The 20507-nt window shown below is 49.7% G+C and carries 26 protein-coding genes, 2 tRNA genes and 4 pseudogenes; 31 read left to right on the top strand and 1 reads right to left on the bottom strand.

Annotation, left to right across the window (positions count from 1 at the left end; all coding sequences use genetic code 11):
* The 4 genes from QZF50_RS15865 to QZF50_RS15850 all read left to right on the top strand — a co-directional run.
* The coding region (locus tag QZF50_RS15865) for an antitermination protein (RefSeq protein ID WP_290388909.1) at positions 1 to 744 on the top strand (744 nt) is incomplete at its 5' end.
* Positions 745 to 887: 143 nt separating this feature from the next.
* Positions 888 to 963 (top strand) — tRNA-Ile (locus tag QZF50_RS15860).
* A gap of 100 nt (positions 964 to 1063) precedes the next feature.
* Positions 1064 to 1140: transfer RNA gene (locus tag QZF50_RS15855), tRNA-Arg, on the top strand.
* A gap of 499 nt (positions 1141 to 1639) precedes the next feature.
* The gene (locus tag QZF50_RS15850) at positions 1640 to 1771 is read left to right on the top strand and encodes a DUF3927 family protein (RefSeq protein WP_047626566.1); all 132 of its coding nucleotides are present in this window, start codon (positions 1640 to 1642) and stop codon (positions 1769 to 1771) included.
* Positions 1772 to 1864: 93 nt separating this feature from the next.
* On the opposite strand, the pseudogene QZF50_RS15845 reads toward QZF50_RS15850, so the two are convergent.
* Positions 1865 to 1996: pseudogene (locus QZF50_RS15845) on the bottom strand (hypothetical protein); the annotation flags it as partial.
* A 309-nt stretch (positions 1997 to 2305) separates the two neighbouring features.
* On the opposite strand from QZF50_RS15845, the pseudogene tolA reads away from it, so the two are divergent.
* From tolA to QZF50_RS15710, 27 genes and pseudogenes are all read left to right on the top strand, one after another.
* Positions 2306 to 2566 (top strand): annotated as a pseudogene (gene tolA, locus QZF50_RS15840) (cell envelope integrity protein TolA); the annotation flags it as partial.
* Between the two features lie 171 nt (positions 2567 to 2737).
* On the top strand, positions 2738 to 3112 hold the full coding sequence (locus tag QZF50_RS15835) for a cell envelope integrity TolA C-terminal domain-containing protein (RefSeq protein WP_001348108.1): 375 nt from the start codon (positions 2738 to 2740) through the stop codon (positions 3110 to 3112).
* Between the two features lie 251 nt (positions 3113 to 3363).
* Positions 3364 to 3579, top strand: coding sequence for a phage lysis protein EssD (gene essD, locus QZF50_RS15830; RefSeq protein WP_000839562.1), 216 nt, complete (start codon positions 3364 to 3366; stop codon positions 3577 to 3579).
* 4 nt (positions 3580 to 3583) lie between these two features.
* Complete coding sequence (locus QZF50_RS15825; protein ID WP_000189918.1) at positions 3584 to 3895, top strand: DUF1327 domain-containing protein; 312 nt, start codon at positions 3584 to 3586, stop codon at positions 3893 to 3895.
* On the top strand, positions 3892 to 4425 hold the full coding sequence (locus QZF50_RS15820; RefSeq protein ID WP_001092966.1) for a lysozyme: 534 nt from the start codon (positions 3892 to 3894) through the stop codon (positions 4423 to 4425). Before QZF50_RS15825 ends, QZF50_RS15820 begins: the two co-directional genes overlap by 4 nt.
* Positions 4422 to 4919: a DUF2514 domain-containing protein gene (locus QZF50_RS15815; protein WP_001071776.1), complete on the top strand. Its 498-nt coding sequence runs from the start codon at positions 4422 to 4424 to the stop codon at positions 4917 to 4919. The genes QZF50_RS15820 and QZF50_RS15815 overlap by 4 nt, the downstream gene beginning before the upstream one ends.
* A gap of 363 nt (positions 4920 to 5282) precedes the next feature.
* Complete coding sequence (gene cspI / locus QZF50_RS15810) at positions 5283 to 5495, top strand: cold shock protein CspI (RefSeq protein WP_000066495.1); 213 nt, start codon at positions 5283 to 5285, stop codon at positions 5493 to 5495.
* 10 nt (positions 5496 to 5505) lie between these two features.
* Positions 5506 to 5694, top strand: coding sequence for a cold-shock protein (locus QZF50_RS15805; protein WP_071526745.1), 189 nt, complete (start codon positions 5506 to 5508; stop codon positions 5692 to 5694).
* Positions 5695 to 5696: 2 nt separating this feature from the next.
* A pseudogene (locus tag QZF50_RS15800) lies at positions 5697 to 5735 on the top strand (hypothetical protein).
* 31 nt (positions 5736 to 5766) lie between these two features.
* Positions 5767 to 5997 (top strand): protein YnfN, encoded by a 231-nt coding sequence (gene ynfN, locus QZF50_RS15795; protein ID WP_061892322.1) that lies wholly within the window; start codon positions 5767 to 5769, stop codon positions 5995 to 5997.
* 172 nt (positions 5998 to 6169) lie between these two features.
* Positions 6170 to 6343, top strand: a complete 174-nt coding sequence (locus tag QZF50_RS15790) for an addiction module toxin, GnsA/GnsB family (protein ID WP_001019207.1) — start codon at positions 6170 to 6172, stop codon at positions 6341 to 6343.
* A 295-nt stretch (positions 6344 to 6638) separates the two neighbouring features.
* Positions 6639 to 6845, top strand: coding sequence for a hypothetical protein (locus QZF50_RS15785; RefSeq protein WP_000548593.1), 207 nt, complete (start codon positions 6639 to 6641; stop codon positions 6843 to 6845).
* A 562-nt stretch (positions 6846 to 7407) separates the two neighbouring features.
* Positions 7408 to 7935 carry a DUF1441 family protein gene (locus QZF50_RS15780; RefSeq protein WP_001389340.1) on the top strand — a complete coding sequence of 176 codons (528 nt, stop codon included), beginning with the start codon at positions 7408 to 7410 and terminating at the stop codon, positions 7933 to 7935.
* An 8-nt stretch (positions 7936 to 7943) separates the two neighbouring features.
* Complete coding sequence (locus QZF50_RS15775; RefSeq protein ID WP_061892321.1) at positions 7944 to 10043, top strand: phage terminase large subunit family protein; 2100 nt, start codon at positions 7944 to 7946, stop codon at positions 10041 to 10043.
* A complete protein-coding gene (locus tag QZF50_RS15770) occupies positions 10040 to 10252 on the top strand; it encodes a hypothetical protein (protein WP_021545871.1) in 213 nt (70 codons plus the stop codon). Before QZF50_RS15775 ends, QZF50_RS15770 begins: the two co-directional genes overlap by 4 nt.
* On the top strand, positions 10252 to 11760 hold the full coding sequence (locus tag QZF50_RS15765) for a phage portal protein (RefSeq protein ID WP_021542121.1): 1509 nt from the start codon (positions 10252 to 10254) through the stop codon (positions 11758 to 11760). The genes QZF50_RS15770 and QZF50_RS15765 overlap by 1 nt, the downstream gene beginning before the upstream one ends.
* Positions 11705 to 13732 carry a ClpP-like prohead protease/major capsid protein fusion protein gene (locus QZF50_RS15760; RefSeq protein WP_001136588.1) on the top strand — a complete coding sequence of 676 codons (2028 nt, stop codon included), beginning with the start codon at positions 11705 to 11707 and terminating at the stop codon, positions 13730 to 13732. Before QZF50_RS15765 ends, QZF50_RS15760 begins: the two co-directional genes overlap by 56 nt.
* A gap of 86 nt (positions 13733 to 13818) precedes the next feature.
* Complete coding sequence (locus QZF50_RS15755; RefSeq protein WP_001097041.1) at positions 13819 to 14142, top strand: DUF2190 family protein; 324 nt, start codon at positions 13819 to 13821, stop codon at positions 14140 to 14142.
* Positions 14135 to 14410 carry a DNA breaking-rejoining protein gene (locus QZF50_RS15750; protein WP_024207680.1) on the top strand — a complete coding sequence of 92 codons (276 nt, stop codon included), beginning with the start codon at positions 14135 to 14137 and terminating at the stop codon, positions 14408 to 14410. Before QZF50_RS15755 ends, QZF50_RS15750 begins: the two co-directional genes overlap by 8 nt.
* 11 nt (positions 14411 to 14421) lie before the next feature.
* Positions 14422 to 15000 carry a phage tail protein gene (locus tag QZF50_RS15745; protein WP_061892320.1) on the top strand — a complete coding sequence of 193 codons (579 nt, stop codon included), beginning with the start codon at positions 14422 to 14424 and terminating at the stop codon, positions 14998 to 15000.
* Positions 14997 to 15398 carry a phage minor tail U family protein gene (locus QZF50_RS15740; protein WP_001079398.1) on the top strand — a complete coding sequence of 134 codons (402 nt, stop codon included), beginning with the start codon at positions 14997 to 14999 and terminating at the stop codon, positions 15396 to 15398. Before QZF50_RS15745 ends, QZF50_RS15740 begins: the two co-directional genes overlap by 4 nt.
* Positions 15399 to 15408: 10 nt before the next feature.
* Positions 15409 to 16152, top strand: coding sequence for a phage tail protein (locus QZF50_RS15735; protein ID WP_000211131.1), 744 nt, complete (start codon positions 15409 to 15411; stop codon positions 16150 to 16152).
* Between the two features lie 60 nt (positions 16153 to 16212).
* A complete protein-coding gene (locus tag QZF50_RS15730; RefSeq protein ID WP_001384509.1) occupies positions 16213 to 16599 on the top strand; it encodes a phage minor tail protein G in 387 nt (128 codons plus the stop codon).
* An 8-nt stretch (positions 16600 to 16607) separates the two neighbouring features.
* The gene (locus QZF50_RS15725; protein ID WP_001161009.1) at positions 16608 to 16937 is read left to right on the top strand and encodes a phage tail assembly protein T; all 330 of its coding nucleotides are present in this window, start codon (positions 16608 to 16610) and stop codon (positions 16935 to 16937) included.
* Complete coding sequence (locus tag QZF50_RS15720) at positions 16909 to 19974, top strand: phage tail tape measure protein (RefSeq protein WP_061892319.1); 3066 nt, start codon at positions 16909 to 16911, stop codon at positions 19972 to 19974. Before QZF50_RS15725 ends, QZF50_RS15720 begins: the two co-directional genes overlap by 29 nt.
* Complete coding sequence (locus tag QZF50_RS15715; protein ID WP_000447251.1) at positions 19974 to 20303, top strand: phage tail protein; 330 nt, start codon at positions 19974 to 19976, stop codon at positions 20301 to 20303. Before QZF50_RS15720 ends, QZF50_RS15715 begins: the two co-directional genes overlap by 1 nt.
* 9 nt (positions 20304 to 20312) lie before the next feature.
* A pseudogene (locus tag QZF50_RS15710) lies at positions 20313 to 20507 on the top strand (hypothetical protein); the annotation flags it as partial.

The following is a 20507-nucleotide window of genomic DNA, read 5'->3' as shown; positions in this document are numbered from 1 at the left end:
GATGCGCTGAGTATCACTGATGTGATGGCCGCGCAGGGCATGACACAGAATCGGGCTGAGATGGGTTTTTCTGCGTTCCTGGGGAAAATGGGCATCAGTATGAATGACAGGGCGCGGGCAACAGAATTACTGGCAGATTATGCACTCAGTCGGTGCGATCGTGTGGCGGCGTTGAGAAAACTTCCGGCAGAAATAAAACCGGTAGTGATGCGCATTATGGCTTCGTACGCTTTTGAGGATTATGCCCGCAGCGCAGCGAGTAAAAAGCAGTGCCCTTGTTGCTATGGGGAAAAATTTATTGAAAGCATAGTTTTTACAAACAAGGTCCAGTATCCGGATGGTAAGCCGCCGGTATGGGCAAAGTGTACGAAAGGTGTGTATCCGTCTTACTGGGAAGAATGGAAAAAAGTCAGGGAGGTGGTAAAAGTTGCCTGTCCGGAGTGTGGCGGAAAGGGTGAGGTTTCCACCGCCTGTAAGGATTGCCGTGGGCGTGGTGTCGCCATTCACCGTGAAGAGTCGGTAAAACGTGGTATGCCTGTTATCAGAGACTGCCAGCGTTGTGGTGGTCGTGGCTATGAAAGACTACCATCAACGGAGGCATTTAATGCTATATGCGAGGTGACAAACCAGATAACACGCGCGTCATGGGAAAAAACAGTTAAGAAATTCTATGATGCGCTGGTGACCCGGTTTGATATTGAAGAAGCATGGGCTGAGCGGCAGTTAAAAAAGGTAACTAGGTAACAAGGTTGATTTTTCCGGAATCTGTGGTAAATTCGTCATAATGATGGGCTTTTTATGCCTGACGTTAGAAGAGTTTCTACAACCCGCCGCCGAGCGGGTTTTTTATTGCGGAATTAATTACGGACCGTTATTATTCTGCTCCCGGCCCTTTAGCTCAGTGGTGAGAGCGAGCGACTCATAATCGCCAGGTCGCTGGTTCAAATCCAGCAAGGGCCACCATCACAAACCGCCATTAGCTTATCAGGAAGAGCAGACGACACGATAACAGGGTTGTTGGTGCGGGGGCGGGTCCCCGATGGCGGTCCATTATCGGTATTCAGCGTTGTTAGCTCAGCCGGACAGAGCAATTGCCTTCTAAGCAATCGGTCACTGGTTCGAATCCAGTACAGCGCGCCATATTCATTCTTCCAGATTCCTTCCGGCAGAGCCTTATACTGGAATATACCTGGCTCAGGATATTGTTGAAAACATAATATGTTTGTCAAAAATAAAAGTTCTGTTAAGTATTGATTGAGTGTTTGTTATACGGTCTAATGGTTTTTTCAGCATTAAATATTTATCATTCATATGGTGTGGGTAGAGTGAATATTGATGAGGCGTCGGGGTGTTTCATCCTTAGGCAGCGTATTGATATAGTCAATGCAGCACGAGCAAAGGCCTTCAGCCGTTTGACAGTTTTGTTCTGTGCTCCTGATCGTCTTTCGGGAAGAGACGTTATTATTCTGAATAGTGATGCTATACAGAGGGTTTGCGATGAGTTCATGGTTGCTAATTCAGAATTATTTGCTCTTGTTCAGGAGTACAACAGAATAGCCAGGACCTGTGGTATGGATGAACTTCGGATTACTCATCTGGGGTAGATACATATCTGGATTATCACCTGTTACGGTAAAAAGTGATTGCTTACTGTTTTTGTGAATGGCATTGCAGCAGCCGGATAATGTCAGTGCTGGCTGACAGTGTGCTGGTGGCGGGTGTGGTGGTTGTTGCTTTCCCGTTGCTGAAAAAGAAAACGCCAGACTGTTAGCCGGGTATCAGTTAGCGGGAGAAATTTTTAAATACTTCACAATTCAGGCGGTTGACTGTTCTCTGGTTTGCGGGGAGTTTGTTAAAAGAAACTGGCATGGTGAATCCCCCTGTGCGGAGGGGCAATCAGCGAGTAGGTATATGGGATAATCGCGGATTCAGGTGCTGGTACTGAATTCACCGGGAGGCACCCGGCACCATGCACTTCAATAGATTCTCTCCACATTATGGATATTCTTTCAGAATATCCCACGCAGACTTTGTGTAAATGTTAACAAATGTGCGTTTTATTTGATCTGATTCGCTGTTTGAGCGTCCAAAACAACGGTATATATAATTCTTTACTATATGACATATGTGAGGAAAAATGGGTTTTCGTAGCGCATCAATTCTTACGTTGATTATTAGTGGGATTATTATCGGGTGCACTGATGCTGTATCGACAAATTATCATGACCGTACATCATATTACTCCGATAAAGCAATAGAGACACAGTATGTGAGTTCATCTGAACGTACTTCTGATGTTAGTGAGGATATCCGTCTGTATGCCCATCAAATCAAGAGCGCCATCGAAAAACAGTTCGGGGATGCGAGTAAGTATTCAGGAAAAGAGTGTACACTGAGAATGCATATGGCCCCGAATGGCCTTCTACTGGAGGTTAAAAGAGAAAGTGGAGACCTCGATTTATGTCGTGAAGCGATGAATGCGATAAAGAATGCTGATATACCTGCCCCCCCTTCGCCGGAAGTATATAAAGTATTTCAAAATGGGGTGCTGGATTTTAAACCCTGATATTTATTGTTTTGTAATAAACGGTTTCGGCTTAGGTTTGTTCTGACACAACTACGGCACTGAGCTAAATTTAGCGGATAGTCAGCTCTGAGCCAGTGGCGGACGTAACAACTACTATTGCTGAGATTTTAATGGATTGAGGAGCAAGAAGTGGGATTAAAGAAAATCGTTATGTTGACTTTTTGGGTCGGTTTTGTTGCGGGATGCACACCTTTACACCCTTCAGATTGCCACAAAACTACTGCTACAGGTAGTTGCAGTTCAGGACGCTGGGATGATCAGGATGAATGGGGGGCGCAAGCGCGGGGAATCAGAGCTGCAATTAATGCCAAACTTGATGAGCCGCATAACTGGAAAGGGAAAAAATGCAGGTTGCATATGGAATTCTCTCAGGATGGCACGGCGTTAAAAATATCTACCAGTAACGGTGATAAAGCCTATTGCGAAGCGATAAAGTCCGCAGCTCATAAAGCCAAATTTCCGGCCTTCAACAATCCGGAAGTCTACAGAGATTTTCAGAAATCTGGCTTTGACATGCGAGGTTAGCTCTTCAATTACTATATCTCATTCATAGCAAACTGACAGATTTGATGATGTTCTATATACGAAACCTGTGATGTCAAGTCTGAGCTAATACAAATAAACATAATATCAGAGAAATACATTTTATTAGCTCGCTACGGCGAGCTTTTTATATTGCATCGTCTCCAGCATATATATCAATTAAGGCTCTGATTGATGTGTCTGGAAGCCTACACATAATAACTATGCCATCCGTTCCGTGCGGAGGTGAGGCTATGAAATCCATGGACAAAATTTCAACAGGCATTGCCTACGGCACCTCCGCAGGCAGTGCTGGCTACTGGTTTTTACAGCTGCTCGATAAAGTCACGCCCTCACAGTGGGCAGCAATAGGTGTGCTGGGTAGCCTGGTATTTGGCCTGCTGACGTACCTGACAAATCTTTATTTCAAGATTAAAGAAGACAGGCGTAAGGCTGCGAGAGGAGAGTAATCCAATGACTCAAGACTATGAACTGGTTGTGAAAGGAGTCCGTAATTTTGAGAATAAAGTTACGGTAACTGTAGCCTTACAGGACAAAGAACGCTTTGACGGTGAAATTTTTGGCCTGGATGTCGCCATGGACCGTGTTGAAGGAGCTGCGCTGGAGTTTTATGAGGCAGCAGCCAGAATGAGCGTCCGGCAAGTCTTCCTGGAAGTAGCAGAAAAATTGTCAGAAAAAGTTGAGTCTTATCTGCAGCATCAGTACTCCTTTAAGATTGAAAATCCTGCCAATAAGCACGAGCGTCCTCATCATAAATATCTATGAACACAAAAATCAGATACGGCCTGTCGGCTGCCGTTCTGGCGCTGATTGGTGCTGGCGCATCTGCTCCTCAGATACTTGACCAGTTTCTGGACGAAAAAGAAGGTAACCACACAATGGCATACCGCGATGGTTCTGGCATATGGACCATCTGTCGGGGTGCCACAGTGGTGGATGGAAAAAACGTTTTTCCCAATATGAAACTGTCGAAGGAAAAATGCGACCAGGTCAACGCCATTGAGCGTGATAAGGCGCTGGCATGGGTGGAGCGCAATATAAAAGTTCCACTGACCGAGCCACAGAAAGCCGGTATCGCGTCATTCTGTCCCTATAACATTGGCCCTGGTAAGTGTTTTCCGTCGACGTTTTATAAGCGGCTTAATGCCGGTGATCGTAAAGGCGCATGCGAGGCGATTCGCTGGTGGATAAAGGACGGTGGACGTGATTGCCGCATTCGTTCAAATAATTGTTACGGTCAGGTTATTCGTCGTGACCAGGAGAGTGCATTAACCTGCTGGGGGATAGAACAGTGAATCAGATATTCACGGTGATTTTGCTCGTGTTGGTAGGATTTGTCGTAGGTAATGTCTGGAGCGACAGAGGATGGCAAAAAAAATGGGCGGAGCGTGATGCTGCCGAATTATCTCAAGAGGTAAATGTCCAATTTGCTGCTCGAATAATTGAACAGGGGCGAAGTATATCCCGTGATGAGGCTGTTAAAGATGCACAACAGAAAGCCGCTGAAATTTCTGCCAGGGCTGCTGATCTGTCTGATAGTGTTAACCAGCTGCGTGCCGAAGCAACAAAATATGCCATACGCCTTGACGCAGCGCAGCATACCGCAAATCTTGCCGCTGCCGTCAGAGGCAAAACAACCAAAGCCGCCGAAGGAATGCTCACCAACATGCTCGGAGATATTGCAGCAGAAGCTCAGCTTTATGCTGAAATTGCTGACAAACGCTACATCGCAGGAGTGACTTGTCAACGGATTTATGAATCTTTAAGAGATAAAAAATATCAGATGTAGATTAATATTAAATCGGATTATTTTTAGCGCTGAATGTGAAATTTAAATAAAAAGGACTCTTCCATGAGTCAAAATCCTTGAAATCTTAAGGGTAAGATAAAAGGTCATTAGACAGAATGACACGTTTTATTAATAAATAAAGCTATTGTTTCATTCGTGTGTTTTTCTTTACAAAAGTAATCCTTGCTATGGTTGGTTAATCATGCGTTAATGGTGTTCTGGTTTGTTACAAAATTATCTGAAGCAGTCATTGTTATAATTTTATTATTTGTACCTCTTGAGATTTCCTTGTTGGTTTTTCTCTCTGATATTTTTTTTCGGACCATTCTGCCCAAGGGCTAACTTCTTCAAAAGGTAATAATGATGTCTAACAAAATGACTGGTTTAGTGAAATGGTTTAACCCTGAAAAAGGTTTTGGTTTCATCACGCCGAAAGATGGTAGCAAAGATGTGTTTGTGCATTTCTCAGCTATTCAGAGCAACGATTTCAAAACGTTAACTGAGAATCAGGAAGTCGAATTTGGTATTGAGAACGGACCTAAAGGCCCTGCAGCTGTTCATGTAGTGGCACTTTGAGGTAGAAAATATTACAAACCATATTCACTTTAGATGCCCGTGTTGCCATGGTTCTCAGTATAGAACATCATCTTTTGATGTTTCTGACAGAAATCCTTTCGGGGCAAAATGTATCTTTTGTAAATCAATGATGATCACATTTGATAATATTTCACAATACTTAAATGTTAGCCATCTGTCGTTAGATTTAAGAAAGTGAAAATGAAGGCTCCTTCGGGAGCTTTTTTGCTTAGTGTCTAGTCGATGGATACTCACATATTACGGTAACATTATGAAAAAAAATAATAGTTTTTTTAACTCTGAACCAGCAATGGTAGTGCCAGTGATGACCGGAGTTAACACCATCATGCGTGAATATCCAAATGGCGAAACAACACACCTCACTGTAATGGCTGCAGGGTTTCCATCTCTGACCGGAGATCATAAAGTCATTTATGTAGCAGCGGATCGACATGTAACTTCAGAAGAAATTCTGGAAGCAGCAATGAGACTCTTGAATTGATTTGATTCTAATGCATTGATAATAAATGATAATCATCTTTATCTGTTTGTGTGAAATTTAGACCGTCGTATGTTGATTATTGCGATGTTTCATCTTATCTTTTATACGTTTGCTCCATATAATTGACACTACTGTGTACCAGGACAGTCATAACAGACTAAAAGAGGAAATGATGAACATTGAAGAGTTAAAAACAAAAACAGAAGCAGATATTTCTGAATATATAACAAAAAAAATCATTGAGCTTAAGAAAAAGACCGGGAAAGAAGTTACCAGTATCCAGTTTACTGCACGGGAAAAAATGACTGGTCTTGAAAGCTATGATATCAAGATTGATTTAATCTAGCATGTTTATAGTATTAGCATCAATTTCTCACCAGATGCTATTCAACAATACAAATTACCCATAAACCTCGTTTTTACGGGGTTTTGTTATATTTAAACATTACCGAATAGATATAAATCTCGATTGTCGATGGTATTGGTTGTGTGACAATACCTAGTCTTTCCGGTATGCCTGAAGAGAATACAAACGACAGATTATGTAAGGGAAACGCGCTGAAACTTTCACTCTTTCATGCTGAGTGATTTGACGTTATATTTTTAGCCGCAAGTGAAGAGCAAACGAATGGAGCGACAAAATGCATAAAGATCAATACACTGATGCCCCCTCCCAGGAGCAGGTTCGTGTAAAAACTATGCTTAATAGCACCATTTCGATGGGTTACCCAGATGTTGTAATTGCATGTATAGAACATCAAGTATCTCTGGAAGCATTCAGGGCAATTGAGGCCGCGTTAGTAAAGCACGATAAGAATACGAAGGATTATTCCCTGGTGGTTGACTGATCACCATAACTGCTAACCATTCTGACCATTTCACAAGTGACAGAGTCAATATCGTATTCTGTCACTGTAAGGCTAATACAGTACTGCAATTCAACTACAGCAATGCCTCGTATTTAGGTGAATTTACAATATCGTCCAGTTCGGATGCCGGCTGCATTTCTGAAGATAAGGCATTTCGGTTCGCGTATTTTCCCCTCATGCTCGTCAGTCCTGCGCGTAGTAAGAAACAGGACACTCACACTAATTTGTGTGGGCATGCTGTGATGTCCTTCTGAATTATCCCCATGCCATTATGTAACGCTCTGTTTCAGATGCTCGTCACGGTTGTCAGGCTGTCGGGTCCTCCCAGTGGGGGTCCCTGCCACGGGGCGGGAGCGTCGCGGAAAAAGACTAGTTTTTGCATTTCCATGGCGGCGGCAGCATGTTTGGTAATTTATTGATAATTAAAAGTTATTTCTCTTTTCACCTGTACAATATTTTTTTCTCCCTGTCATTAGACCAGTTTGCAATTAATTGAAATATATAAATAAACCTGATTTTCACCTGCCAGATGGAGTTGCTTATGTCAAATGTGAGCGGGATCGGTGATGCTTATTACTGGAGTGTTTTTAAAATCGCCGAGGCCTTTGGGCTTCACCGGGACACAGTAAAAAAACGGCTCCTCGCGGCCAACACTCCTGTGGCTGCGACTGTCAGGGGGAACCCCGTTTACGCCCTGCAGCATGTCGGGCCCGCCCTGTTTAGTGTGAAGCATGAGGCAGCAGACTCTGTTCATGATCCATCCCGTATGGAGCCGAAAGAGAGAAAGGACTGGTACCAGTCTGAAAATGAAAGGATCAAGCTGGAAAAGGAGCAGCGAAAACTCATCCCAGTTGATGAAGTAGTCATCGTCTATTCGTCCATGAGAAAGGCTGTCGTCCAGGTTCTGGAGACAATTCCGGATGTTCTTGAACGCGATTGCGCCCTGACTCCTCAGGCCGTCGGCGTTGTACAGCAGGCCATTGATGACCTGCGATACACTCTTCAGGAAAAATCCTACGAGGCTTGTGCTGCTGAATTAATTCCTGATGAGGAAGGAGAGAGTCTCTAGGAGGAATAATGGGTTTTTCATCAGCCCGAAATTTGGGAAGGGACATATCGGCAGGATTTTCCCCACCACGTCGCATGCCGATTTCGGAGGCTGTTAAAAAATTCATGCGTGTTCCCAAGGGGGCTGGTAACTCGGTGCCATGGGATCCTGAACTGACACCCTACATCATTGAGCCCATGAACTGCCTGGCATCGCGTGAATACGATGCGGTGATTTTTGTTGGTCCTGCGCGAACAGGGAAGACCATTGGTCTGATCGATGGATGGATTGTCTATACCATCGTTTGCGATCCTTCGGACATGCTCGTTGTGCAGATGACCGAAGATAAGGCCCGCGAGCATTCTAAAAAGCGCCTCGACAGAACGTTCAGAAGCAGTGCGGCGGTAAAGAAAAGAATGAGTCCACGTCGTAACGACAATAATGTCCATGATAAGACGTTCAGGGATGGCTCGTTCCTTAAAATTGGTTGGCCCTCGGTCAACATTATGTCGTCGTCGGATTACCGGTTTGTCGCCTTAACCGATTACGACCGTTTTCCGGAGAATATCGACAGCGAGGGTGATGGTTTCTCCCTGGCCTCAAAACGTACCACCACATTTATGTCCGCCGGGATGACTCTGGTGGAGAGCTCGCCGGGACGTGACATCTGCGACAGCAAATGGCGACGTAAGTCGCCTCATGAAGCGCCACCGACGACTGGTATTCTTTCCCTTTACAATCGTGGTGACCGCCGCCGCTGGTACTGGCCATGTCCGCACTGCGGTGAATATTTTCAGCCAGCTATGGATGCCATGACCGGCTACCGTAATGAACCGGATCCCTTTAAAGCCAGTGAGGCGGCGTATCTACTTTGCCCGCACTGCAGCGGCATTATCACTGCGGAGAAAAAGCGTGAGCTCAATAGTGCAGGAGTCTGGTTGCGTGAAGGTCAGGTCATTGATCGTAACGGCAACGTTTCCGGTGAACCACGCCGCTCCCGTATCGCCAGTTTCTGGATGGAAGGGCCAGCTGCTGCGTATCAGACCTGGGCGCAACTGGTTTACAAATTACTGACTGCAGAACAGGAGTATGAAGCGACAGGAAGCGAAGAAACACTCAGGGCGGTTATCAACACCGACTGGGGATTGCCTTATCTTCCTCGTGCCAGCATGGAGCAACGAAAAAGTGAACTGCTTGAGCAGCGGGCAGAGCCAGTTCCTTCCCGCAGTGTTCCGGATGGCGTTAATTTCCTTGTGGCGACAGTGGATGTGCAGGCGGGACGTCATCGCCGTTTTGTGGTTCAGGTAACGGGCTATGGCAGCCGTGGCGAACGCTGGATTATTGATCGTTACAACATCACGCAGTCATTGCGCAGTGACTGCGACGGGGAGAGCCAGCGAATTGATCCGGCCAGCTATCCGGAAGACTGGGATGTCCTGCTGACGGATGTTTTTCATAAAAGCTGGCCGCTGGCCTCCGATCCTTCTCAACAAATGCGACTGATGGCAATGGCGGTGGACTCCGGCGGTGAAGACGGGGTCACTGATAATGCCTATAAATTCTGGCGTCGTTGCCGTCGTGATGGCCTTGGTAAACGTATTTACCTGTTTAAGGGCGACAGCATCCGGCGCGCAAAACTGATCAGCCGTACATTCCCTGATAACACCGGACGAACGGGCCGCCGGGCGCAGGCCGCAGGTGATGTGCCGCTCTGGCTTCTTCAGACGGATGCCCTGAAAGACCGGGTGAATAACGCGTTATGGCGTGACTCGCCAGGTCCAGGCTATGTGCATTTCCCTGACTGGCTGGGGAGCTGGTTTTACGACGAACTGACGTATGAAGAGCGGAGCAGTGACGGGAAATGGAGTAAGCCGGGTCGCGCTGCCAACGAAGCTTTTGACCTGATGGTGTATGCCGAGGCTCTGGTCATTCTGCATGGATACGAAAAGATCCGCTGGCCGGATGCACCGGAGTGGGCGAGCCGGGAAACCTGGCTGGAGTGTGTCCCGGACAGTACCGAACCGTCACCCTCACCGGAACCGGTACCCACGCCTGTTAAAAAACAAAAACGGAAGAAAACAGTAACTGACGATGTTAACCCCTGGCTGACTTCCGGAGGATGGTTATGAATCAGAATGATATTGAAGCCATGATTCAGCGTTATACGGAAGCTGAAATGGCGGTGTTGGACGGAAAATCCGTCACTTTTAATGGTCAGCAGATGACCATGGAAAACTTATCTGAGATCCGGCAGGGGCGGCAGGAGTGGGAGCGCCGCCTTGCGGCTCTGATTACACGACAACGGGGGCATCCCGGGTACCGGCTGGCGAGGTTCTGATGGCAATTCTTGATGATGTGATTGGCGTTTTTTCACCAGGATGGAAAGCGGCAAGGCTGCGTTCCCGCGCGGTGATCCAGGCTTATGAGGCCGTAAAAACGACGCGGACACACAAAGCCCGACGGGAGAGCCGAACTGCCGACCAGTTAAGCCAGTACGGGGCCGTGTCGTTACGTGAGCAGGCCCGTTACCTTGATAACAACCACGATCTGGTCATTGGTGTATTTGACAAGCTGGAAGAACGGGTGGTGGGGAAAAACGGGATTATTGTCGAGCCACATCCGGTATTACGCAATGGGGCCATTGCCCGTGATCTGGCAGCGGAGATACGTACCCGATGGAGTGAATGGTCTGTCAGTCCGGAGGTCACCGGGCAGTTTACCCGTCCGATGCTGGAACGTCTGATGCTGCGTACCTGGCTGCGCGATGGTGAGGTGTTTGCCCAGATGGTTTCCGGGCGCATAAACAGCCTGACGCCTTCTGCCGGTGTTCATTTCTGGCTGGAGGCGCTCGAGCCGGACTTTATTCCCATGACCAGTGATGAGAGCAACAGGCTGAATCAGGGCGTGTTTGTTGATGACTGGGGGCGTCCCGAAAAATATCTGGTGTATAAAAGCCGTCCCGTATCCGGGCGGCAGATGGAAACCAAAGAAGTGGATGCAGAGCGAATGCTGCATCTTAAATTTGTTCGCCGTCTGCACCAGATGCGCGGGACGTCTTTGTTGTCCGGTGTGCTGATCCGCCTCAGTGCTCTGAAAGAGTATGAAGATTCTGAGCTGACTGCAGCAAGGATCGCCGCTGCTCTGGGGATGTACATCCGGAAAGGCGACGGACAGAGCTATGAAACGGATGGTAATGACAGCAAGGAGAATGAACGCGAGCTTACCATTCAGCCAGGCATTATTTACGACGATCTGAAACCCGGCGAAGAAATCGGAATGGTGAAGTCGGATCGCCCCAATCCTAACCTTGAAACTTTTCGTAATGGTCAGTTGCGTGCCGTGGCTGCGGGCAGTCGTCTGAGTTTTTCCAGTACAGCGCGCAACTATAACGGCACTTACAGCGCCCAGCGTCAGGAGCTGGTTGAATCTACTGATGGCTACCTGATCCTGCAGGACTGGTTTATTGGTGCCGTCACCCGCCCGATGTACCGTGCCTGGCTGAAACAGGCTGTGGCATCCGGTGTTATCAGGCTACCCCGCGATCTGGACCGTTCTTCACTGTATACCGCGGTGTATTCCGGACCGGTGATGCCGTGGATTGACCCTGTTAAGGAGGCTGAGGCCTGGAAAATTCAGATTCGTGGTGGAGCGGCGACAGAATCAGACTGGGTACGTGCAGGTGGTCGTAATCCGGATGATGTCAAACGTCGGCGCAAGGCCGAAATTGATGAAAACCGCAAGCTGGATCTGGTATTTGATACCGATCCGGCCAGTGATAAAGGAGGCAGCAGTGCCGCAACGAAACGACAGGAGCCGCAGCACACCGACGACCAGTCCGAAGAATAATTCCTGGTTCAGGATGCAGGCAGGTCACCAGAGTGACGCGGATATTTATATTTATGACGAGATTGGTTTCTGGGGTGTTACGGCGAAGCAGTTTATCAGTGATCTGAATGCACTGGGCGATATCACCCACATTAATCTCCATATTAATTCACCGGGTGGCGATGTCTTTGAAGGCATCGCCATTTTTAATGCACTGAAAACACATGGTGCGTCCATTACCGTTTATGTCGACGGTGTGGCGGCGTCAATGGCGTCGGTCATTGCGATGGTGGGAAACCCGGTCATTATGCCGGAAAACTCCTTCATGATGATTCATAAACCATTTGGCTTTACGGGCGGTGATGCGGAGGACATGCGCACCTATGCCGACCTGCTCGATAAAGTTGAGGCGGTTCTGTTACCCGCTTATGCACAGAAAACCGGGAAAACCACCGATGAAATTGCTGCCATGCTGGCGGATGAGACCTGGATGTCCGGTGCCGAATGTCTGGCACAGGGATTTGCTGATCAGGTGACACCAGCCGTTAAGGCAATGGCATGTATTCAGTCAAAACGTACAGAGGAATTTAAAAAGATGCCGGAATCCATTCGAAATATGATTACTCCGCCACGCAACAGTGCTCCACGCGTACAGGATGATGGACCTGCAGCCTCCCGGACGCCAGTGCAGGCAGCAGCACCCGTGGTGGATGAAAACAGCATCCGTGCGCAGGTCCTGGCAGAGCAAAAAGCGCGTGTAAACGGTATTAATGATCTGTTTGCCATGTTTGGCGGGCGTTATCAGTCGTTGCAGGCTCAGTGTCTTGCCGATCCTGAATGTTCGCTGGAGCAGGCCCGCGAAAAGCTGTTGAACGAGATGGGGCGCGAGTCCACGCCATCCAATAAAAATACCCCGGCTCATATTTATGCCGGTAACGGTAATTTTGTGGGGGACGGGATCCGCCAGGCGCTGATGGCGCGCGCCGGGTTTGAAAAAACTGAACGTGATAATGTCTACAACGGGATGACCCTGCGTGAATATGCCCGTATGTCACTGACTGAACGTGGTATTGGTGTTTCCAGTTATAACCCGATGCAGATGGTCGGTGCGGCGTTCACACACAGTACGTCTGACTTCGGTAATATTCTGCTGGATGTTGCGAACAAAGCCATTCTGCAGGGCTGGGAAGATGCCCCTGAAACCTATGAACAGTGGACGCGGAAAGGTCAGTTGTCTGATTTTAAAATTGCCCATCGTGTGGGTATGGGGGGCTTCAGTGCTCTGCGTCAGGTGCGTGAAGGGGCAGAATATAAATACGTCACCACCGGAGATAAACAGGCCACTATTGCACTGGCGACCTATGGCGAGCTGTTCAGTATCACCCGTCAGGCCATTATCAATGATGATCTGAATATGCTGACCGATGTCCCGATGAAGCTGGGCCGTGCGGCGAAATCCACTATTGCCGATCTGGTTTATGCCATTCTGACGTCTAACCCGAAAATCTCCACAGATAATGTAAGTCTGTTCGATAAAGCGAAACATGCAAACGTACTGGAGAGCGCGGCAATGGACGTGGCATCGCTGGATAAAGCCCGCCAGTTGATGCGCGTTCAGAAAGAGGGTGAGCGTCATCTGAATATTCGTCCTGCGTTCGTACTGGTACCGACGGCGATGGAGTCTGTTGCTAACCAGGTCATTCGCTCCTCAAGTGTCAAGGGGGCTGACATTAACGCCGGTATTATTAACCCGGTGAAAGATTTTGCGACCGTTATTGCAGAGCCTCGTCTTGATGATAACAGCCAGACCACCTTCTACCTGGCTGCGTCCAAAGGCTCCGATACGATTGAAGTGGCTTATCTCAACGGTGTGGATACGCCATATATTGATCAGATGGAGGGCTTCAGTGTGGATGGCGTGACAACGAAAGTGCGTATTGACGCTGGTGTTGCGCCAGTTGATCACCGCGGCCTGGTGAAATGTACGGCGTAAACGTCGCAGACAACAACTCTGATGGCCCGTAAGGGCTTTTTTTGTACCTGAAATCAGCCCCTGAACGGGGCTGTGCGGAGACAGTTATGGCAAAGAATTTTGTAGAAGAAGGAAAAACGGTGGCGATTGTTGCCAGTGCAGCCATCAGCAGCGGAGATCTGGTGCAGGTGGGGGATGTTTTTGCGGTGGCGCTGACCGATATTCCACAGGGAGAAACAGGCGACGGCATAACCGAAGGTGTGTTTATGCTGCCTAAGCTGAAAACGGATGACATGAAAACGGGTAAGAAGGTTTATCTGAAGTCAGGAAAAGTTCAGCTGACTAACAGCGGCTCTGAGCCGCTGGTCGGGGTTGTCTGGGCAGATGCCGGAACCAGTGCAGAAGAAGTGCCGGTAAAACTCAATGTCTGATCCCTTTTCCCGGCTGGCAGCGCGTATGGATGCGATCACGGTCAGAAAGATGGGAAAGACAGCCTCGATTAATGATGTCGATATGACTGTGATCCCGGGAGAAACACTGGCAGAGCTGAATGCTCTGTCCGGACTTGCGGTCTCTCTGGTGGTGTTTTCTTCGGGATACCGCCCACGGCGCGGGGATCGCGTTGTTTATGACGGACAACAATGGACGGTCACACGGCATGAACGTTTTAACGGTAAGCCAATGATCTTTATTGAGTAAAGAGGTGTGGGATGAAGGGGCTTGAGAATGCCATCCGCAATCTGAACAGCCTTGATACCCGTATGGTGCCACAGGCCAGCGCATGGGCGATAAACCGTGTGGCACAGAAAGCGGTCTCGGTTGCCACCCGGCAGGTTGCCGGGAATACCGTTGCGGGAGATAACCAGGTGAAAGGGATCCCCCTGAAACTGGTACGTCAGCGTGTCCTGGTGTTTAAAGCCAGTCCGTCAGGAAAAATGACGGTCAGGATCCGCGTTAACCGGGGCAATCTGCCCGCCATTAAGCTGGGGACAGCCCGGGTCAGACTGGCCCGGCGTGGTGGAAAACTGCAGTACCGTGGCAGTGTGCTGAAGGTGGGTAAATATCTTTTCCGGGATGCGTTTATTCAGCAACTGGCGAATGGTCGCTGGCATGTGATGCGACGTATTGATGGCAAACATCGTTACCCCATTGATGTGGTGAAAATCCCGCTGTCCGGACCGCTGACACAGGCATTTGAAGATGCCCGCGACCACATCATTGCTGCGGAAATGCCGAAACAGCTGGGGTATGCACTAAAACAACAACTGAGGTTATGGCTGACCCGATGAACCGACATACACAAATCCGCCAGGCCGTACTGGCACGCCTTCGGGAACAGTGTGGAGACAGCGCCACGTTTTTTGACGGGCTTCCGGCATTTATTGATGCGCAGGAACTGCCTGCCGTGGCGGTGTGGCTGAGTGATGCTCAGTACACCGGAAAAATGACGGATGAAGATGACTGGCAGGCTGTTCTGCATATTGCCGTCTTCATCCGGGCACAGGCACCGGATTCAGAGCTGGATATGTGGATGGAGAGCACTATTTTCCCTGCCCTGAATGATATACCGGCACTTTCCGGACTCATCGACACCCTGATCCCACTCGGTTTTAACTATCAACGTGATAATGAGATGGCCACCTGGGCGATGGCGGAAATCACGTACCAGATCACGTACACGAATTAAGGAGGTGGTAATGACCACACCAAATCCACTGGCAAAGACGAAAGGTGCGGGGACGACGTTCTGGATGTATACCGGCAACGGCGATGCGTTTGCGAACCCTTTGTCGGACACTGACTGGCTGCGTCTTGCGATGGTGAAGGATCTGCAACCTGGCGAAATGACCGCTGATGCAGAAGATGACACTTATCTCGATGATGAAGATGCAGACTGGAAAACGACAACCCAGGGGCAGAAATCCGTTGGTGATACTTCGGCGACGCTGGCCTGGCGTCCGGGTGACAGCGGGCAGAAAAAACTGGTTCAGTTGTTCGACTCCGGTGAAGTCTGCGCGTTTCGTATCAAATATCCCAACGGCACTGTTGATGTTTTCCGTGGCTGGCTGAGCTCACTGGGTAAAACCATTGCCTCAAAAGACGTGATGACCCGCACTGTGAAAATCAGCGGTGTGGGGCGTCCGTATCTGGCAGAGGAAGGCACTGAAACCGTGAGCGTTACCGGGCTGACAGTATCACCGGCGTCTGCCAGTGTAAAAGTGGGAGCAACCACCACGCTGACCTTTACAGTAAAACCTGACGGAGCCAGTGACAAAGCGATCAGTGTGCATTCGTCAGATCCACAGACTGCCACGGTTACCCTGAACGGACTTGTGGCCACGGTAAAAGGCGTGAAGCAGGGCAGTGTCAGCATTGTGGGCATGACCGCTGACGGGAATTTTGTGGCTGTGGCTGCGGTGACTGTCAGCGCAGCAGGTTAACAGGACGATACTCATCATTTGCCCCGGTTATTCGGGGCTTTTTTGCAGGTGGAGAACATGATGTTTCTGAAACAGGACACGTTTAATTATGAAAAACAGTCCGTGGTGCTCAGTGAGCTGTCCGGGCTGCAGAGAATTGAATATCTGACGTTTGTTCAGCAGCGAACGGCAAAGTTTGATGCCGGGGAGGGAGAACTGCCGGAGGCTGAACGACAGATTGCTTTTCTGCGGATGGGGATGGATATCAATGCCTGGCTGGTTTCCCGCTCACTGTGGAATGCGGAACAGTCTCAGGATGTTGAGACGCTTTACGCATCCGTTATTACAACATGGTCGTATGATGCCCTGGGTGCGGGGGCAGAGATGGTTCTGTCGCTGAGCGGTATGGGAGCCATTGAGAATGCCGGGGATTTGGAGCATGAGGTGCTGACGCCGGAAAAGTCCTGACGCGGGAAATGCAGTTTGTCATGCGGCTTGCCCGGGAGTTCCGGCGGGCAGACTGGCGGCGGATGCTGTCGGAAATGTCGGCCACTGAGCTTGGTGAGTGGGGTGATTATTTCCGGATGCAGAGCTTCAGTGATGTGTGGATGGATGCGCAGTTTGCCTCGCTGAAGGCATTGATCGTGAGAATGGTGTCCGGCAGCAGTGATGCTGCGGTGGCTGATTTCAGCCTTTTACCGGAAGAGAACGGGATACCGGAGCGAACGGACGAAGAACTGATGCATCTTGGGGAAGGTATTTCCGGAGGTGTGCGTTATGGACCAGATAGCCAACCTGGTCATTGATTTGGGGATTGATGCGGCAGAGTTTAAAAATGAAATTCCCCGTATCAAAAACCTTCTGAATGGTGCAGCCAGCGATGCAGAACGGTCTTCTGCCCGTATGCAGCGTTTTATGGAGCGTCAGACTCAGGCCGCCCGGCAGACAACGCAGGCAGCTTCTTCGGCTGCAACAGCCGCATCCGTCCATACGCAGACGGTGGAGAAGAACGCACAGGCTCATGAACGCATGGCCCGCGAGGTGGAGAAAACCCGCCAGCGCATGGAGGCACTGAGTCAGAAAATGCGCGAGGAACAGGCGCAGGCCATGGCTCTGGCGGAGGCTCAGGATAAAGCGGCTGCTGCGTTTTATCGTCAGATTGACAGTGTGAAACAGGCCAGTGCGGGGCTGCAGGAATTACAGCGTATTCAGCAGCAGATCCGACAGGCCAGAAACAGTGGCGGGATTGGTCAGCAGGATTATCTGGCGCTGATTTCTGAGGTTACTGCGAAAACCCGTGTTCTTACACAGGCTGAGGAAGAGGCTACCCGACAGAAAGTGGCGTTTATCCGTCAGCTTAAAGAGCAGGCAACCCGCCTGAATCTTTCATCTTCTGAGTTGCTTCGTGCTAAGGCAGCCCAGCTGGGGGTAAGCAGTGCTGCAGAAGTGTATATCCGCAAAATGGAGCAGGCAGGAAAAGCCACGCATTCGCTGGGTCTGAAAAGTGCAGCAGCCCGCCAGGAGATAGGCGTTCTGATAGGTGAACTGGCCCGCGGCAATTTAGGGGCGCTGAGGGGATCCGGGATAACGCTGGCTAACCGTGCCGGATGGATAGACACACTGATGTCACCGAAAGGCATGATGCTTGGCTGGGTTATTGGCGGTATTGCCGCGGCCGTCTATGGTCTGGGTAAAGCCTGGTATGACGGTCAGAAGGAGGGGGAAGAATTTAACCGCCAGTTGTCGCTGACGGGGCATTATGCCGGAGTCACTGCCGGGCAGCTGTGGACGCTCAGTCGTGCTATTTCCGGGAATGGTATCACGCAACATGCTGCAGCCGGTGCGCTGGCTCAGGTGGTGGGGAGTGGTGCATTTCGTGGAAACGATATCGGTATGGTGGCGAGAGTTGCCGCACAGATGGAGCGATCGGTTGGCCAGTCGGTCAGCGATACCATAAATCAGTTTAAGCGGCTGAAGGATGATCCTGTAAATGCCGCGAAGGCTCTGGACAATGAGCTGCATTTTCTTACTGCCACTCAGCTTGAGCAGATACGCGTCCTTGGGGAGCAGGGGCGGTCCAGTGATGCTGCACGGATAGCCATGTCTGCACTGGCAGAGGAAACCGGTCGGCGTACTGCGGATATTGATAATAACCTCAATGCGCTTGGCAGTACGCTGAAGTATCTGTCTGATTTGTGGAGTCGTTTCTGGGATGCGGCCATGAATATTGGTCGTGAAGACTCGCTGGATGAACAGATTGCCGCTTTACAGGAGAAAGTGTCGCGGGCGAAAAGACTCCCCTGGACGGCATCATCTTCTCAGGTTGAATACGATCAGCAGCGTCTTAACGATCTTCAGGAGAAAAAACGCCAGAAGGATTTGCAGGATGCAAAAGAGCAGGCAGAGCGGAATTATCAGGAGCAACAGAAACGCCGTAATGCTGAAAATGCTGCACTGAACCGGATGAATGAAACGGAAGCAGCACGACATCAGCGTGAAATTGCGCGTATTAATGCCATGCAGTACGCCGATCAGGCTGTCAGGGATGCGGCGATACAACGTGAAAATGAACGTTACGAGAAAGCCCTGGCATCCGGTAAGAAAAAAACACGCGAAACCCGTAATGATGAGGCCACCCGGTTATTGCTGCAGTACAGTCAGCAACAGGCACAGGTGGAAGGACAGATTGCTGCTGCCAGACAGTCAGCAGGCACTGCCACGGAAAGGATGACAGAAGCGCATAAACAGCTTCTGGCTCTGCAGCAGCGCATCAGCGACCTGGACGGGAAAAAACTGACGGCAGATGAAAAGAGTGTGCTGGCCCGTAAAGATGAACTGATTCAGGCACTGACGCTGCTGGATGTAAAACAGCAGGAGCTTCAGAAACAGACGGCACTCAACGAGCTGAAGAAAAAAACAATTCAGCTGACCAGTCAACTGGCTGAAGAAGAGCGCGCTCAGCGTCAGCAACATGACCTGGATATCGCCACGGTGGGTATGGGTGATCAGCAGCGACAGCGATATCAGGTACAACTGAGTCTTCGCCAGAAATACCAGCAACAGCTGGAGCAGTTGAGGCGGGATAGTGAGCAGAAAGGGACATATAACACGGATGACTACAGAAAGGCCGAGCAGGCGCTGACGGAGAGCCTGAACCGACAACTGAATGAGAATCGCCGTTACTGGCAACAGCTTGAAGTTGTGCAGGGTAACTGGAAAAACGGAGTCCTGCGTGCATTTCAGGATTTTACCGTGGATGCAGATAATACGGCAGAAACAGCAGAACAGGTGTTCTCGTCAGCCTTCAGCAACATGGGAAATGGCCTGGCAACTTTTGTCACTACCGGCAAACTCAATTTCAAATCCTTCACCTCTTCTGTGCTGTCAGATATGGCGAAAATCCTGGCGCAGGCAACCATGATGAAATCGATAAAAGGGATTGGCAGTGTACTGGGATTTGATCTCAGCAGCCTTTCCCTGAATGCCAATGGGGGGATTTATCAGTCTGCTGATTTGAGTCGTTACAGTGGCACGGTGGTTAACCGTCCGACGTTTTTTGCTTTTGCAAAAGGCGCGGGTGTGATGGGGGAAGCGGGACCTGAAGCCATTCTGCCATTGCGTCGTGGTGCTGACGGTAAGCTGGGGGTTGTGGCGGATATTGGGGGGTCAGGTATGGCGATGTTTTCCCCGCAGTACAACATCGAGATCAATAACGATGGCACGAACGGGCAGATAGGTCCGGCTGCCCTGAAGGCGGTTTATGACCTCGGGAAAAAAGCGGCAGCGGACTTTATGCAACAGCAGGCCCGTGATGGTGGTCGGTTAAGTGGAGCATATCGGTAATGGAGACGTTTCACTGGAAAGTGCGCCCGGATATGAATGTGGTATCAGAGCCGAAAGTGGTGACAGTGAAGCTGGGCGATGGTTATGAACAGCGTCGTGCGGCGGGACTGAATAACCAGTTGTCGACTTACAGCGTGACGATACGTGTTCGTAAATGTGACCACCCATCTTTAAAAGCCTTTCTGGAACGGCACGGTGGCGTCCGTGCATTTCAGTGGACGCCACCTTATGACTGGAAACCGATCAGGGTGGTTTGTCGTAAATGGTCGGCAAGCGTGGGGGCGCTGTGGGTAACCATAACGGCAGATTTTGAACAGGTCGTGGCATAGGAGGCTCTGATGCAGGATATTCCACAGGAAACACATCATGAGACGACACGCCTCACTCAGTCAGCCCAGGTGGTGCTCTGGGAAATCGATCTGACAGAGGTCGGTGGTGAACGTTATTTTTTCTGTAATGAGCAGAACGAAAAAGGTGAGCCGGAGGATTATTTCCGGATGGCTCCGGAGGACTGGCTGCAGGCAGAGATGCAG

The sequence above is a fragment of the uncultured Escherichia sp. genome (assembly GCF_948475835.1).
GTDB lineage: Bacteria > Pseudomonadota > Gammaproteobacteria > Enterobacterales > Enterobacteriaceae > ECMA0423.
This window is presented reverse-complemented; position numbering and strand designations above follow the sequence as displayed.

Coding starts and splice junctions, on each gene's coding strand:
- QZF50_RS15835 (WP_001348108.1), top strand. CDS start 2,738: ATGTTGACTTTTTGGGTCGGTTTTGTTGCGGGATGCACACCTTTACAC.
- essD (WP_000839562.1), top strand. CDS start 3,364: ATGAAATCCATGGACAAAATTTCAACAGGCATTGCCTACGGCACCTCC.
- QZF50_RS15825 (WP_000189918.1), top strand. CDS start 3,584: ATGACTCAAGACTATGAACTGGTTGTGAAAGGAGTCCGTAATTTTGAG.
- QZF50_RS15820 (WP_001092966.1), top strand. CDS start 3,892: ATGAACACAAAAATCAGATACGGCCTGTCGGCTGCCGTTCTGGCGCTG.
- cspI (WP_000066495.1), top strand. CDS start 5,283: ATGTCTAACAAAATGACTGGTTTAGTGAAATGGTTTAACCCTGAAAAA.
- ynfN (WP_061892322.1), top strand. CDS start 5,767: ATGAAAAAAAATAATAGTTTTTTTAACTCTGAACCAGCAATGGTAGTG.
- QZF50_RS15790 (WP_001019207.1), top strand. CDS start 6,170: ATGAACATTGAAGAGTTAAAAACAAAAACAGAAGCAGATATTTCTGAA.
- QZF50_RS15785 (WP_000548593.1), top strand. CDS start 6,639: ATGCATAAAGATCAATACACTGATGCCCCCTCCCAGGAGCAGGTTCGT.
- QZF50_RS15780 (WP_001389340.1), top strand. CDS start 7,408: ATGTCAAATGTGAGCGGGATCGGTGATGCTTATTACTGGAGTGTTTTT.
- QZF50_RS15775 (WP_061892321.1), top strand. CDS start 7,944: ATGGGTTTTTCATCAGCCCGAAATTTGGGAAGGGACATATCGGCAGGA.
- QZF50_RS15770 (WP_021545871.1), top strand. CDS start 10,040: ATGAATCAGAATGATATTGAAGCCATGATTCAGCGTTATACGGAAGCT.
- QZF50_RS15765 (WP_021542121.1), top strand. CDS start 10,252: ATGGCAATTCTTGATGATGTGATTGGCGTTTTTTCACCAGGATGGAAA.
- QZF50_RS15755 (WP_001097041.1), top strand. CDS start 13,819: ATGGCAAAGAATTTTGTAGAAGAAGGAAAAACGGTGGCGATTGTTGCC.
- QZF50_RS15750 (WP_024207680.1), top strand. CDS start 14,135: ATGTCTGATCCCTTTTCCCGGCTGGCAGCGCGTATGGATGCGATCACG.
- QZF50_RS15745 (WP_061892320.1), top strand. CDS start 14,422: ATGAAGGGGCTTGAGAATGCCATCCGCAATCTGAACAGCCTTGATACC.
- QZF50_RS15740 (WP_001079398.1), top strand. CDS start 14,997: ATGAACCGACATACACAAATCCGCCAGGCCGTACTGGCACGCCTTCGG.
- QZF50_RS15735 (WP_000211131.1), top strand. CDS start 15,409: ATGACCACACCAAATCCACTGGCAAAGACGAAAGGTGCGGGGACGACG.
- QZF50_RS15730 (WP_001384509.1), top strand. CDS start 16,213: ATGTTTCTGAAACAGGACACGTTTAATTATGAAAAACAGTCCGTGGTG.
- QZF50_RS15725 (WP_001161009.1), top strand. CDS start 16,608: ATGCAGTTTGTCATGCGGCTTGCCCGGGAGTTCCGGCGGGCAGACTGG.
- QZF50_RS15720 (WP_061892319.1), top strand. CDS start 16,909: ATGGACCAGATAGCCAACCTGGTCATTGATTTGGGGATTGATGCGGCA.
- QZF50_RS15715 (WP_000447251.1), top strand. CDS start 19,974: ATGGAGACGTTTCACTGGAAAGTGCGCCCGGATATGAATGTGGTATCA.